Origin of the sequence: Chitinophaga nivalis (assembly GCF_025989125.1) — a bacterium.
In the GTDB taxonomy this organism is placed as follows: domain Bacteria; phylum Bacteroidota; class Bacteroidia; order Chitinophagales; family Chitinophagaceae; genus Chitinophaga; species Chitinophaga nivalis.
This window is the reverse complement of the sequence record NZ_JAPDNR010000001.1, coordinates 6,241,535-6,258,368: the sequence shown is the minus strand read 5'-3', so window position 1 is coordinate 6,258,368 and position 16,834 is coordinate 6,241,535. Positions and strand designations below refer to the sequence as shown.

Genomic DNA, 16,834 nt, shown 5'->3' with positions numbered 1-16,834 from the left:
TAAGTTATCGGGTTATGAAACCCTGGACCTGCCGGCAGATAAATCCAGACCGGCACAACTGGATTATAAAGGCGCGGATATTTTCTTTACGATAGATAAAGCCACCAGTGATGAGCTGAAAGCAGTAGCCCGTGAACTGGAAGTAAGTATGTATAGCCTGTTGCTGAGTGGTTATTACCTGTTCCTCAGCAGCTATAGCAACCAGCGCGATATTGTGCTGGGTACACCGATTTCCAACCGGCACTACAGCGAAATTGCCGACCTGATTGGCTTCTTTGTCAATACCCTGGCATTGCGGGAAGAAATCAATCCGGAACAACCTTTGAGCGCCTTTATCAAACAGGTAGGCGCCGCCACCGTAGCTGCGCAGTTGCAACAGGATCTGCCTTTTGAAAAACTGGTGGATGAATTAGGCGTAGAGCCGGATACCTCCCGCCACCCGGTATTTCAGGTGGTATTCAGTATACAGCGTTTTGGCCGCGAAGTATCAGACCGGTTGTTTGTGCCTTATGATACCAACGGACATTATAGTGTGGCGAAATATGACCTGACGACTTCACTCGACGATAGCGGGGAAGAGATCATAGGGGTATTCAACTATGCTACCAGCCTGTTTGAAGCAGCCACCATAGAAAGATTTATTGTTACCTATAAAACAATACTGCAACAGCTGGCAGCCCTGCGCAACCAGGCATACCGGCAGCTGCCGGTCAAAGCCCTGCGCTACCTGCATCAGGAGGAAGCAACTGCCGTGCTGTACGACTGGAACAATACGGTGCGTGCCTATGCGGCAGAGAAAACCGTACACCGGTTATTTGAAGAGCAGGCAGCGGCCAGGCCTAACCAGCTTGCGCTGGTATTCGAAGACCAGCAGTTAACCTACGGTGAGCTGAATGCGAAAGCCAATCAGCTGGCCGCTTACCTGCGTGAGGTATATGCAATTCAACCCGATGACCTGGTGGCGTTATGCCTGGATCGTACGGAACATTTAGTGATCGCCGTGCTGGCGGTACTGAAATCCGGCGGCGCGTATGTGCCGATGGACCCGGGTTATCCGGCAGAAAGGATCGCATATATCCTGGAAGATACCGGCGCGAAAGCCGTATTGACGAATACCGGTCATACGCACTTGCTGGAAGGATTACAAACCAATATACCGGTTACCGCAATAGATACCGCAGATATATGGAACAATACGCTGCAGCCATATCCGGCAACGGATGTAGCCACCGCGGTAGCCGCCACGAACCTGGCGTATGTGATTTATACCAGTGGTACCACCGGTCAGCCAAAAGGGGTGATGGTAGAACACCAGGGTGTCATCAACCTGATTACGGAATTAATTCCGGTGCATCAGCTGAATCAGCATAGCAACATCGGTTGTTATTCCAACTATGTATTCGATGCCTTCGTATACGAAGCATTCCCGGTATTAAGTAACGGTAACAGCCTGTATCTGTTCAGCGACAAGCTGAGAACGACGCCGGATGCGTTGCGTACCTATATTGATCAGCAGGATATTAAAGTCACCTTTATACCGCCTGCATTGTTGCGTACCTTCCTGGCAGCGCCGACCAACCTGGCCCTGATATTTACCGGTGGAGAACAATTACCGGATCTGCAGGAGACCGGCTACCAAGGTATTTTACTCAACGAGTATGGTCCTACGGAAGCGACAGTATGTACCACTATTCATCCCTATACCGCAGGAGATAATCCGGCGAATATTGGTCGCCCGATAGGTAATATGGAAGTATATGTACTGGACAGCGAACTACGTCCGGTACCGGTAGGAGCCGCGGGTGAACTGTACATCGGCGGTGCCGGTGTAGCCCGTGGTTACCTGAACCAACCTACGTTAACGGGGGAACGTTTTATTCCGCATCCGTTCCGTGAAACCGGCCGGTTGTACAAAACCGGTGACCTGGTGAGGTATTTACCGGATGGTAACCTGGAGTACAGAGGTCGTACCGACTTCCAGGTGAAGATCCGCGGACATCGTATAGAATTAGGCGAGATAGAAAGCCGCCTCGCTGCTTATCCGGGTATCCGTCAGACGGCGGTACTGGTGAAAGAGCAGGCAGGTGGCAGCAAATACCTGGCAGGTTATTATGTAGCAGCGGAAGTGCTGGACGAACAGGTGTTACAGGCATATCTGGGTGCTTATCTGCCGGAATACATGGTACCGGCTGTACTGGTACACTTGTATGAGTTGCCGCTGACGCTGAGTGGTAAACTGGACCGTCGTGCCCTGCCCGAGCCACAGTTTGCAGGCAGTGGTAACTATCGCGCGCCGCAGAATGAAACGCAGGCGCTGATGTGTGCCATCTTTGGCCAGGTGCTGAACATCGCTGCTGATAAAATTGGCATCGATGATGATTTCTTCCGCCTGGGAGGAGATAGTATCGTGAGTATTCAGCTGGCCAGCCGCTTACGGCAACAGGCCGGTATACAGGTGAGTGTGAAAGATATTTTCCGTCATCGTACCATCGTTGCCCTGTACAAAAATGTAGTGGCACTACCGGGCAGGAAAGGCATCCTGCTGGATACGGAACAAGGTATACTATCGGGAGAAGCTGATTTGTTACCGGTACAGGCCTGGTTCTTCGACAATGCGGAGAATGGATGGCTGCCGGCCTATCATCATTGGAACCAGTCTTTCCTGATCAACGTACCGGTATTGGATAAAACCCTGCTGGAGCATACGGTGGTAAAACTGTTGAACTACCACGATAGCTTGCGTTTGCGCTATCAGCGCCCGCGGATACAATACTACGGTGAGGAAGTAACGGCAGCGGATATACGCTACCTGGATGTAAGTACCCTGGAGAAGGAGGAGGCCTTACCTGCACTGTTGACGGAATGGCAAAGTGATTTTGATATTTATGGAGATAAATTACTGCAGATAGGTTATCTGGAGGGGTATACAGATGGCCGTGCGCGGATTTATATCGCCATCCATCACCTGTTGATAGATGGGGTGAGCTGGCGTACCCTGTATACCGATATGGAACGGATTTACCGTTACCTGTCTGCTATAACAGATACGGCTACACTGGCAGCAGTATCTCCGGTGACGATTCTGGGAGAAAAAGGTAGCAGCTACCGGCAATGGGTGAATGCAGTAGCCGCTTATGGCAGCCTGCCGGAACAGCAGCTGGCAGCAGAAAAAGCCTGGTGGACAGCCTTGCAGCCAGGCATTATTGCCGGTAATACGGTATTGGCAGCCTTACGTACCCCATCGCAGCACCAGGCTACCTGGTTGCTGGATGAGCAGCGTACCGGCCAGTTATTACGGCAGACCAGCCACGTATACAATACACAGATCAACGATATTTTATTAAGTGCCCTGGGTGTGGCACTGTCACAGCTGACCGGCCAGGACAGGCACTACCTCCTGCTGGAAGGACATGGTCGTGAAACCCTGTCGGCCACCCTGGATATCACCCACACCACCGGTTGGTTTACCACCATGTACCCGGTAGAAGTGGTGAGTAATGGTAAAGATTACGGTGAACAGCTGATAGCAGCAAAAGAAATGCTGCGTAAAATACCGGCTAACGGTATCGGCTATGGGGCTTTGTTTGGCTACGATGTGGCTACCCTGCCACAAATCAGCTTTAACTACTTAGGACAGTTCGATAACCAGGAAACACCGGATGGCAGCGGCTGGACACTGAGCAGTGAATCCAGCGGGCAGGCCATTCATCCAACTAACAAAGATCCGTATTGGCTCAATATCAATGGCCTCGTGATCAACGGTCGCTTGCAGTTCAGTGTTACCGGCAGCTTTGCCGCTGAATGGGTAACATCCCTGGCGGATCGTTATCAGGCCGTATTGGAAGAAATGATTGTTTTCCTGGGCAACAGTACCCGCCAGTACCTGACCGCCAGTGATGTGGATCAGGTAATTTCTGCGGACTGGTTGTCCCGACTGCAGGCATCGCAGGAAGTGACCGGCGTATACCTGGCAGGCAGCCTGCAGCAAGGATTTATTTACCATGCATTAAATCAGGGAGCCGTAGATGACGCCTATCGGGTGCAGCTCTCCTGGGATTATAATAATGCGCTGGATGCGCATTTGCTGAAAACCGCCTGGAGCTATGCACAGCAACGTTACAGCGCCCTGCGTTTACGTTTTGGCTGGGAAGAGGAACTGGTGCAGGTGATTGACCGCACCGGCACACTGGACTGGCGCTATAGCGATGTAAGCGACCGCAGTGCCGCTGCACAGGAAACCTTCCTGACAGACATCGCTGAAGCCGATCGCTCCCTGGTATTTGATCTCACACAGGGTAACCTGTTCCGCATATACCTGGTGAAACGCAGCGAAAATGCCTACACCTGTATTTTCAGTAACCACCATGCGATCCTCGATGGATGGAGTATGCCCTTGTTGCTGAATTATGTACATGAAGTGTATTTACAGCTACAGCAGGGCAAAACGGTAGTAGTACAGGAAGATCGCAGCTACGCACTTTCCCAGCATTACCTCCAGCTGCACAGAAAAGATAATGAAGCCTTCTGGCAGGCCTATACCGGTCAGTTGCAGGCACAGGAAGACCTGAGCAGCCTGCTGAAACCGGAACAGCGGCATATCAATCTCGCTGCTTACCGGCATATCCTGCAGTCGGTAGAAACGTCGCTGTTGATTGAAGGAGAACGATATGATGCCTTAAAACGCCTGTGTGCCATCCATGGTTTTACCCTGAATGCCGTATTGCAATATTGCTGGCACCGGCAACTAAGTCTGTATGGTAATAGCCAGACAACGGTTGTAGGGATGACCGTATCCGGCCGTAATCTGCCGGTAGATGATATAGAACAGGGCGTTGGTTTGTACATCAACACCCTGCCGGTGATCCTGGAGCATACCGACGACACTGTTGTGGCAGGCATTAAGGAATTGCAGTCACATATCAACGAAATCAACGAACGTAGCGATATTCATCTGGGTAAATTACAACCAGGCGGTGATCGTTTGTTTAACAGCCTGTTTGTATTCGAGAATTACCCCGTGCCGGTTAGTGAGGAAGGCGAAACCGCCAGCCTCTCTTTACAGTTCAGAGGCAGCGTGGAAAAACTGGATTATCCGCTGGGAGTTGTGGCGGCAGAACGTGGAGAAGCCATTCAATTTATATTGAACTATGCCGGTGAATTGTTTAGTGAAGCCACAGCTGCACAGTTGTTGCAGGGAGTGGAGCTGATCATCTCTCAGCTGATAGCTGATCCGGCTATCCGGGTGAATGCGCTGGTACACCTGGATGCGACGCAGCACCAGGAAATGGTGTATGACTGGAATAACACCGCTGCACCTTACCCTGCAGATAAAACCATCCGGCAGCTGTTTGAAGCACATGCTGCGGCTACGCCAGACGAGATAGCCCTGGTATATGGTGCGGAGGAATTAACCTACGGCGCACTGAATGCCCGCGCGAATCAGCTGGCAGCCTGGTTACAGCAGACGTATGATATCCGTAAAGACGACCTGATAGGCCTTTGCCTGGATCGTTCACCACATATGGTCATCGCGATACTGGCGGTACTGAAATCCGGTGGCGCTTATGTGCCGGTAGATCCGGGTTATCCTGCCGACAGAATCGGATATGTTTGGGAAGACACACAAACGAAAGTAGTACTGGCCAGTGAAGCCCATCAGGAAAAGCTGACCGGTATTGCCACCGCACAGCAGGTGCCCGTGGCATACATCGATAGCGATGCATGGCAACCATTACTGGATACATACGCCGTAACAAATACCGTTACAGATAATGATCCGGCTGCATTGGCTTATATCATCTATACCAGTGGTACCACTGCCCGTCCGAAAGGAGTGATGGTGGAAAATACCGGTGTGGTGAATCTGATCACCCAGCTGAAAGAAAAGTACCAGCTGGGCAAAGCAGAAGTGATACTACACCTGGCCAACTATGTATTTGACGCTTCTATAGAACAGCTGTTCGTTGCATTACTGCATGGCTACAAATTAATACTGGTAGATCAGGCCACCTGGGAAGATGCTTCCCTGTTCCTGGAGGTGATACGCACCCATCAGGTAACACATATCGATGGTACGCCTTCCTTCCTGGAACAATACAACTTTGATGGACTCGCTTCTTTGCGCAGGGTAATCTGTGGTGGGGAACGTATCAGTAATGCGTTGCTGGAACGTTTCCGTAACAGCGCGTATCTGGCGGTGAACGCTTACGGGCCTACGGAAACAACCATTACCACGATTATTAATGTAGGGGCGGAAGCCAGCGCCATTGGCCGTCCGGTAAGTAATACCGTTGCCTATGTACTGGATAGTGCATTAAGGCCGGTACCGGTAGGTGCTGCAGGTGAATTGCATATCGGTGGAGCAGGTGTAGCCCGTGGCTACCTGAACCAGCCGGAACTGACCCGCGAACGATTTATCGCCAATCCTTTCCGGCATAACGGAAACGCATATAGCCGGTTGTATAAAACCGGCGACCTGGTTCGGTATTTACCGGATGGTAGTATTGACTACATCGGCCGTACCGACTTCCAGGTGAAGATCCGCGGATACCGTATTGAGCTGGGCGAAATAGAAAGCCGGCTGACTACCTATCCGGGTGTTAAACAAGCCGCAGTACTGGTGAAAGAACAGGCTACCGGCAATAAATACCTCGTGGGCTATTATGTAGCCGAAGAAGTATTGGATCAGGATACGCTGCTGGCATATCTGGGCACTTACCTGCCCGAATACATGGTGCCTTCGGTATTGATACACCTGCAGCAGCTGCCATTGACCATCAATGGAAAGCTGGACCAGCGTGCCTTACCGGAACCGCAGCTGACAGATGGCGAAAGCTATCAGGCGCCGGAAAATGCTGTGGAAGAAAAATTGTGTACCGTATTTGCCGCCGTATTACAGCTGGATGCTGCCACCATCAGCGTACAGGATGATTTCTATCGCCTGGGTGGTAACAGTATCCTGGCCATCCGTTTGATGAACCAGGTGAATATTGCCATGGGCAGCAACATCAATGTATCGGTGATATTTACTGCCCGGACCATCCGTAAACTGGCAGCCCTGCTGCAGCAGGGAGCTGCGGAAGAGGTGAAAATCTCCGTGTCGCAGGTAACGGATCCTACGGAACAGCTGCTGTCGTTTGCACAGGAGCGCTTGTGGTTTATAGAAAACTATGAAGGCGGCAGCAGTGCCTATAATATACCGGTGATATTGAAACTGCAGCAGCAGGTGAATAAAGAGAGCCTGCAGGCGGCTGTACGGGATGTCGTGCACAGGCATGAAGTGTTACGGAGTCATATCCGTATCAATGAAGCCGGTAAAGGATACCAGCAGGTAATTGATGACAACGTATATCCTTTGGCGATAGCCGTACAGGAAGTAGCTACCACAGCTGCCTTGCAGGTAGCCCTGTCGCAAATGGCGAACCATGTATTTAAACTGGATACGGAATATCCGTTGCTGGCAGCTGTGTATACAATACCGGTAACGCCGGAGGAGGAAGCAGTATACCTGAGCATCGTATTGCACCACATCGTTTTTGATGGCTGGTCTACGGCTATCCTGCTACGGGAATTACAACATAGCTACGACTATGCCGAAGCGTTGCGGATCAATGATACGGCCAAAGCAGCAACATTGTTGTTACCTGCCCTGCCATTGCAATACCGCGACTTTGCGCTGTGGCAACGTACGTACCTGAGTGGGGACGTATTAGTGCGGCAGTTGTCTTACTGGAAAAATAAATTATCCGATTATGAAACCCTGCATTTGCCGGCAGATAAACCGCGGCCGTTGCAGGTCAGCTATGCAGGTGCCGATAGCATCTTTACCATTGATGCCTTTACAACGGCGGCTTTGCGGGCAGTATCCCGCGACTTGCAGGTAAGTATGTATAGCCTGTTGCTGAGTGGTTACTACTTGTTGTTAAGCAGCTATAGCCATCAGCGGAACATCGTATTGGGTAGCCCATTATCGAACCGCCATTACCGGGAAGTAGCAGATATGATCGGCTTCTTCGTAAATATGCTGGCATTACGGGAAGAAATCAATCCGGAACAAACCCTGGCAGATTTCATCCGCCAGGTAGGTGCATCGGTGGTGGAAGCCCAGTTGCACCAGGATATTCCGTTTGAGAAACTGGTAGATGAACTGGGTGTGGAACCGGATACATCCCGTCACTCTATCTTCCAGGTATCCTTTAGTGTGGAGCAGGGAGGAGCAGCTGCCGCTACCGATCAGTTGTTTACACCTTATACCGATGGTAATATTGATTACAGTGTGGCGAAATTTGATATCACGACCACCCTGGACGATAGCGGTGATGAAATCATCGGGGTATTCAACTATGCCACCAGCCTGTTTGAAGCAGCTACCATCGAAAATTATATTGTTACCTATAAAGAAATATTGCAACAGCTGGCATTGCTGCAAAATAAAGCACAGCAGCAGTTGCCGGTAAAAGCAATACACTACCTGCATCGGGATCAGCAGACGGCTGTACTGTTCGACTGGAATAATACGGCGCGTGCCTATGCTGCAGAGAAAACGGTACACCGGTTGTTTGAAGAGCAGGCAGCAGCTAAACCTAATCAGCTCGCATTGGTATACGAAGACCAGCAGCTGACTTATGGTGAACTGAATGCGAAAGCTAATCAGTTGGCCGCTTACCTGCGCGATGTATATGCGATACAGCCTGATGAGCTGGTAGCCTTATGCCTGGACCGTACGGAACATCTGGTGATAGCGGTACTGGCGGTGCTGAAATCCGGTGGTGCGTATGTGCCGATGGACCCGGGTTATCCGGCAGACAGGCTCGCCTATATCCTGGAAGATACCCATGCGAAAGCAGTACTGACCAATGTGGCGCATATTGATTTATTGGAAGGATTGGCAGCAGGTACACCTGTTACAGCCATAGATACACCGGAAATCTGGACTGATACATTACAGGCTTATCCGGCCACGGATGCAGCAACAGCAGTCGTATCTACCAACCTGGCTTATGTGATTTATACCAGTGGTACCACCGGTAAGCCGAAAGGAGTAATGGTAGAACACCAGGGTGTCATCAACCTGATCACGGAATTAATTCCGGTGCACCAGCTGAATCAGCATACCAACATCGGTTGTTATTCCAACTATGTATTTGATGCCTTTGTATACGAAGCGTTCCCGATATTAAGCAACGGTAACAGCCTGTATCTGTTCAGCGATAAGCTGAGAACGGCGCCGGATGCTTTGCGGGCGTATATTGACCAGCAGCAGATTAAAGTAACGTTTATCCCATCGGCCCTCCTGCGGGAATTCCTGACAACACCTACCGGTTTGTCATTGATCTACACCGGTGGAGAGCAGATGCCGGATCTGAAAGATATGCACTACCAGGGCACCTTACTCAACGAGTATGGTCCTACAGAAGCAACGGTATGTACAACTATTCATCCCTATACCGCAGGAGATAATCCGGCGAATATTGGTCGTCCGATTGCGAATATGGAAGTGTATGTGCTGGACAGCGAACTGCGTCCGGTACCGGTAGGGGCTGCAGGCGAACTATACATCGGCGGCGCCGGTGTGGCACGTGGTTACCTGCACCAACCTACGTTAACGGGGGAACGATTTATTCCGCATCCATTCCGCGCTACCGGTCGTTTGTACAAAACAGGTGACCTGGTGAGGTATTTACCGGATGGTAGCCTGGAATATAAGGGGCGTACGGACTTCCAGGTGAAGATCCGCGGTTACCGTATAGAGCTGGGTGAGATCGAAAACCGCCTGGCGGCCTATCCTGGCATTAAACAGGCCGTTGTACTGGCTAAACAGGGGGCATCCGGCAGCGGGCAATACCTGGTGGGCTATTATGTTGCAGAAGGGCCATTGGAGCAGCATCGCCTGCAGGAATACCTGGGAGCATATCTGCCTTCATATATGGTACCTGCTGCGTTAATGTTCCTGGATATCCTGCCGTTAACAGCGAATGGTAAACTGGATCGACGGGCATTACCGGAACCACAGTTCACGGATAGCAGCAATTATCAGGCGCCGCAGAATGAAACGCAGGCGCTGATGTGTGCCATCTTCGGTCAGGTATTAAACATCGCGGCCGACAAGATTGGTATTGAAGATGACTTCTTCCGCCTGGGAGGAGATAGTATCGTAAGTATTCAGCTGGTCAGCCGTTTGCGGCAACAGTTGGGCCTGCAGATAAATGTGAAAGACATTTTCCGGCACCGCACCATTGCGGCGCTCTATGCGCACGTAATCGCGGGTGCACAGCAGGCAGCTGTACAGCTGGAAACAGAACAGGGGATACTTTCCGGTGCCACCGGCTTGTTACCGATACAAACCTGGTTCTTTGACAGTGTAGACAATGGTGTATTACCATCTTACCATCATTGGAATCAGTCTTTCCTGATTAATGTACCGGTACTGGATAAAACCTTACTGGAACATACGGTGGTAAAATTGTTGAACTACCACGACAGCTTACGCTTGCGTTACCGGCGCCCACGGGTACAATACTATGGTGCGGAGGTAACGGCAGCGGATATACGCTACCTGGATGTGAGCACCCTGGAGAACGAGGAAGCATTACATACACAGCTGTCGCAATGGCAAAGTGATTTTGATATTTATGGAGATAAATTACTGCAGATAGGTTATCTGGAGGGTTATGCAGATGGCCGCGCGCGGATTTATATCGCTATCCATCACTTGCTGATAGACGGGGTAAGCTGGCGCGTACTGTATGCCGATATGGAACGGATTTACCGTCACCTGGCAGGTATAACGGATACGACTACCCTGCAGGCGATCACGGCAACGGCTATCCTGGGAGAAAAAGGCAGCAGTTACCGGCAGTGGGTGAACCAGATAGCTGCCTATGCGACTTCATCTGCTGCACAGATAGCGGATGAAAAAGCCTATTGGACAACCGTGACAGCCGGTATTGCGGCAGGCAATGCGGCGCTGTTGGCACACGCGGAGGCTACACCACAGCATGCTTCCTTAACCCTGGATGAGCAGCTGACAGACCGGTTGCTACGACATACCGGGCAGGTATATAATACACAGATCAACGATATTTTATTAAGTGCCTTAGGCATCGCGCTGTCGCAGGTGACCGGTCAGGACCGCCACTATATATTGCTGGAAGGGCACGGCCGTGAAACGCTGTCGGCTGCCATCGATATTACCCGCACCACCGGTTGGTTTACGACGATGTATCCGGTGGAAATAGTGAGCAACGGAAAAGATTATGGAGAACAACTGATAGCTGCCAAAGAAACATTGCGGAAGATACCGGCTAACGGTATCGGCTATGGGGCCTTGTATGGGTATGATATTAACGCCCTGCCACAGATCAGCTTTAACTACCTGGGGCAGTTTGACGGACCGGATACACCGGATGAAAATGCCTGGACGGTGACCAGTGAATTCAGCGGTACCGGTATTGCTGCAGATAATAAAGATCCTTATCTGCTCAACATCAATGGCCTGGTCATAGACGGTCGTTTACAGTTTGGTATCAGCGGACAGCTGGCTGCCGATACGGTGACAGCCCTGGCAACACATTATCGCCGGGTACTGGAAGAAATGATCAGCTACCTGGGCAACATCCACCGGCAGTATTTAACAGCCAGTGATGTGGAACAGGTAATTTCCGACACCTGGCTGGCGGAACTGCAGGCAACTACACCAGTTACAGGCGTTTACCTGGCCGGCAGCTTACAACAGGGATTCATTTATCACGCCCTGAACCAGGGTGAGATAGATGATGCTTACCGCGTACAACTGAGCTGGGATTATAACAATGAACTGAATGCCTCTTTGCTGCAAACCGCCTGGAGCTATGCGCAACAGCGTTACAGCGCATTGCGGCTTCGCTTTGGCTGGGAAGAAGAACTGGTACAGATCATCGACCAGCAGGGGACACTCGACTGGCGTTACAGCGATATCAGTGAACAGGATACCGCCACACAGGAAGCGTATCTGTCTGATTTATTAACAGCCGATCGCTCCTTATCCTTCGACCTGTTGCGTGGTAGTTTGTTCCGCGTATACCTGGTAAAACGTGGGGCGCAGGCCTATACCTGCTTACTCAGCAACCACCACGCCATCCTGGATGGCTGGAGTATGCCGTTGCTGCTGAACTATGTACATGAAGTATACCTGCAATTGCTGGCAGGCCAGACGGTAACCGTACGCGAAGATCGTAGCTATGCCCTGGCACAGCACTATCTGCAGGTACATCGCCAGGATAATGAAGCTTACTGGCAATCCTATATCCGTCGGATAGAAGAACAGGAAGACCTGAGCAACCTGCTGAAACCTGCACAGCGTAAGATAAATCTCTCTGCTTACCGGCATATCATTGAATCAATAGAAAAAACACTCGTCATCACGGGTAGCAGATATGACGCGCTGAAACGTTTGTGTGCGGCACATGGCTTTACATTGAATGCTGTATTGCAATACTGCTGGCACAGACAACTGAGTTTGTATGGCAACAGTCGTACAACCGTAGTCGGTATGACCGTATCCGGTCGTAACCTGCCGGTAGACGATATTGAACAGGGCGTAGGGTTGTACATCAATACCTTACCGGTAATACTGGAACATAAGGAAGGCTCCGTGATAGCGGCCATCAAGGAATTGCAGTCGCATATCACAGAAATCAATAGCCGCAGTGATATTCACCTGGGCAAATTACAACAGGGCAGCGACCGGCTGTTTAACAGCCTGTTTGTATTTGAGAACTACCCGGTACCAGCGGGCAGTGAGGGCGAAGAAGGATTGCTTTCCCTGCAGTTCAGACAAGGTGTGGAGAAACTGGATTATCCATTGGGCGTAGTGGTAGCCGAACGTGGCAGTACCATTGAATTTGTGTTGAACTATGCCGGTGAATTGTTCCCTGATACAACGGTAGCGCAGTTGCTGACAGGTGTTGATGATATCATAACACAGCTGATCGCTGATCCGGCAATAGGTACCCATCAGTTGGTACATCTCACAGATACCCGGTATCAACAGATCATACATGACTGGAACAATACCGCCGTGGCCTATCCTGCGGATAAAACCATCCAGCAGTTATTTGAAGAACAGGTAGCCGCTGCACCACAACAGGTGGCGCTGGTGTTTGAAAACCGCAGCCTGACCTATGCGGCAATGAATACGAAAGCCAATCAGCTGGCCGCTTACCTGCGAAACACCTATCATATACAGGCAGATGAGCTGGTAGCCTTATACCTGGATCGTTCCGAACATATGATGATCGCCATTCTGGCCATCTTAAAAGCTGGTGGGGCCTACGTGCCAATTGATACGGCTTATCCGGATGATCGTATCCGTTATATCCTGGACGATACCGCTGTAAAAGTGGTATTGACCAACGAAGTCCATCAGCCAAAACTGAAAACCATCATCGCTGCCATGGAAGTGGTCACCGCTGCACTGGACAGCAGCACCTTCAATATTGGTCTGGGTGTTTATCCGGATACCAACCTGGCAACCCTGAATGATGCGGATCACCTGGCATATGTGATGTATACCAGTGGTACCACGGGTATGCCGAAAGGGGTAATGGTGGAACATAAGAGTGTGAACCGCCTGGTGAGGAATGTAGACTATGTGAAATTTGAATCTACCGATAAGATACTGGCAATTGCCAACTATGCTTTCGATGGATCTGTATTCGATATTTTCGGCGCCTTGTTAAATGGCGCCACGCTGGTAATTGCGGCGAAAGAAGTGTTCCTGGATATGCAGCAGTTGGAGCGTGTGATGGCACACAATGGTATTACTATCTGCTTTATCACCACGTCGCTCTTCCATCGTTTGGTGGATGAAGAACTGCCTTACCTGCAGCAACTGAAATACGTGGTAGCGGGTGGAGAACAGATCTCCTATGCACACGTAGAAAGATTACTGGAAAGAGATACGACCGTAAAGGTGGTTAACGGTTACGGCCCTACGGAGGGTACCACATTTACCACTACTTATTTATGTAACAATTATCGGGAACTGTTGTCCGGTGTGATTCCGATTGGCCGTCCGTTGTCCAACACCACGGTATATGTACTGGATAGTGAACGGCGCCCGGTACCGGCAGGCGCAGCTGGCGAGCTGTATATCGGCGGCGCCGGTGTGGCGCGTGGTTACCTGAATCAGGAGGAACTGACCCGTGAACGGTTTGTACACAATCCGTTTGCGCAGGATGGCAGCCGTTTGTACAAAACGGGGGACTTAGTAAAATACTTACCGGATGGTAACATCGAATACCTGGGCCGTACCGACTTCCAGGTGAAGATGCGTGGTTACCGTATTGAGCTGGGCGAAATAGAAAGTCGTTTAGCTACCTATGCGGATATTAAACAAACGGTGGTGCTGGTGAAAGAGCAGACAAACGGCAACCAATACCTGGCGGCTTATTATGTGGCAGCCGGTGCGATCGATGCACAATTGTTGATAGCTTATCTGGAAACTTCCCTGCCGGCATACATGGTGCCTTCGGTATTTATTTACCTGGAAGAACTGCCGCTGACGATCAACGGCAAACTGGATCGGCGTGCCTTGCCGGAGCCACATTTTACTGATACAGACAACTACCAGCAACCAGCGAATGCGACGGAAGAAAAACTATGTGCGGTATTCAGTGAGGTATTAGGATTGGATGCCACCGCCATTGGTGTGCATGATGATTTCTTCCGCCTGGGCGGTAACAGTATCCTGGCCATTCGCCTGGTAAACCGCCTGAATAAGGTACTGGATACCAACCTGAATGTGGCCGCAGTCTTTACCGGCAGAACGGTGCGTAAACTCGCCGGACAGCTGGTTAGCGGAGAAAGTGAAAGTGTTAGAATAACAGCACCCACGGTGTCTGATCCAACAGAACAGTTGCTGTCTTTTGCACAGGAACGACTGTGGTTTATCGAAAGTTATCAGGGAGGTAGCAATGCCTACAATATTCCGGTCATACTGAAACTGCAACCGCAGGTACAGGTGGAAAGCCTGTTGCAGGCCTTACGAACGATTGTAAACCGGCATGAAGTATTACGCAGTGTGATCCGGATAAACGAAGCAGGACAGGGATATCAGGAAGTAATAGACGATCGTATGTATCCGCTGGATATTATCCGGGAAGAATACCATACGGCTGCTGAACTGGAAACCGCCCTGTCACAGCTCACCAATCATGTATTCAGCCTGGAGAATGAATATCCGGTACTGGCAGGCGTATACCGTTTGCATACGGATACCGGTGACATTGATCAGTACCTGGGTGTGGTATTGCACCACATTGCTTTTGATGGCTGGTCTACAGAGATCCTGTTGCGGGAGCTCTTGGAACATTATGCGTACTATGAAGCGCTGCGCACCAACGATGCAGCAAAAGCTGCCGCACATCATTTACCGGCGCTGACATTACAATATAAGGAGTTTGCTCTGTGGCAGCGTGCTTACCTGAGTGGTACGGTACTGGAAAAACAACTGTCTTATTGGAGAGATAAACTGGCAGCTGTTGAAACCTTGCATCTGCCAACAGATAAACCCCGTCCGGCACACCTGCAGTATGAAGGGGCCGACGTGGCCTTTACGCTCAGTAAAGCTGTCAGCGATGACCTGCGGATTTTATCGCGCGAGCTGGAAGTAAGTATGTTCAGCCTGTTGCTGAGTGGTTATTACTTATTGCTGGGCAGCTACAGCAACCAACGGAATGTTGTACTGGGTACACCGGTATCTAACCGGCATTACCGCGAAATAGCAGACCTCATTGGTTTCTTCGTTAATACGCTGGCATTGCGGGAAGATATCGACCCGGAACAAACGATTGTCTCCTTTATCCGTCAGGTAGGCGCTTCCGTAGTAGGCGCTCAGCTGCATCAGGATCTGCCGTTTGAAAAACTGGTAGATGAACTGAAAGTAGAGCCGGATACTTCGCGTCATCCGGTCTTCCAGGTGATGTTTAACCTGCAGGACTTTACAACGGAGAAGAATACACCACAACTGTTTACGCCTTATCCCGGTAATGATCATTACCAGGTGGCCAAATATGATCTCACCACTACACTGGAGGATAACGGAGAACTGATCGGCGGTGTGTTCAACTATGCTACCCGCTTGTTTGATGCGGCTACCATCGATCAATACATTGTTACCTATAAAGAAATACTACAACAGCTGGCAGCACTCCGTAATAGCCAGCAGTGGCACATTCCGGTGAAGGCGCTGCGTTACCTGAATAAGGCAGCTGCACACACCCTCGTATACGAATGGAATAATACGACCCGTCCTTATCCGGCGGATCAGCCGATCCAGCAGTTGTTTGAAGCACAGGCGACGGCTACACCGGAGCAGATAGCGCTGGTGTTTGAAGACCAACATTTCACCTATGCGGAATTAAATGCCAAAGCGAATCAGCTGGCAGGTTATCTGCGTACAACATATGCGATACAAGCCGATGACCTGGTGGCCTTATACCTGGATCGTTCTGAGCATATGATGATCGCTATCCTCGCTATCTTAAAAGCAGGTGGCGCTTATGTGCCGATTGATACCGCCTATCCGGATGACCGTATCAGCTATATCCTGTCTGATACCGCTGTGAAAGTAGTGCTGACCAATGCCATACATCAGGAGAAACTGAGTGGTATTACGGCGGATACCAACATGGTAACGGCATTGATAGATACGGATGTATTTGCAGCTTCGCTGGATGCCTGGCCAGATGTGAACCTGCCTTATATCAATGGAGCGGATCACCTGGCCTATGTGATGTATACCAGTGGTACCACCGGTATGCCGAAAGGGGTAATGGTGGAGCACAAGAGCGTG

The 16,834-nt window shown here is 50.5% G+C and carries 1 protein-coding gene (only partly in view); it reads left to right on the top strand.

All 16,834 nt of this window come from inside a single coding sequence — locus OL444_RS23130, non-ribosomal peptide synthase/polyketide synthase (protein ID WP_264729468.1), on the top strand. Of the gene's 91,200 coding nucleotides, 14,774 precede the window and 59,592 follow it; the stretch shown corresponds to coding positions 14,775-31,608 — codons 4,925 (partial) to 10,536 (complete); the first complete codon in view begins at position 2. Both the start codon and the stop codon lie outside the window.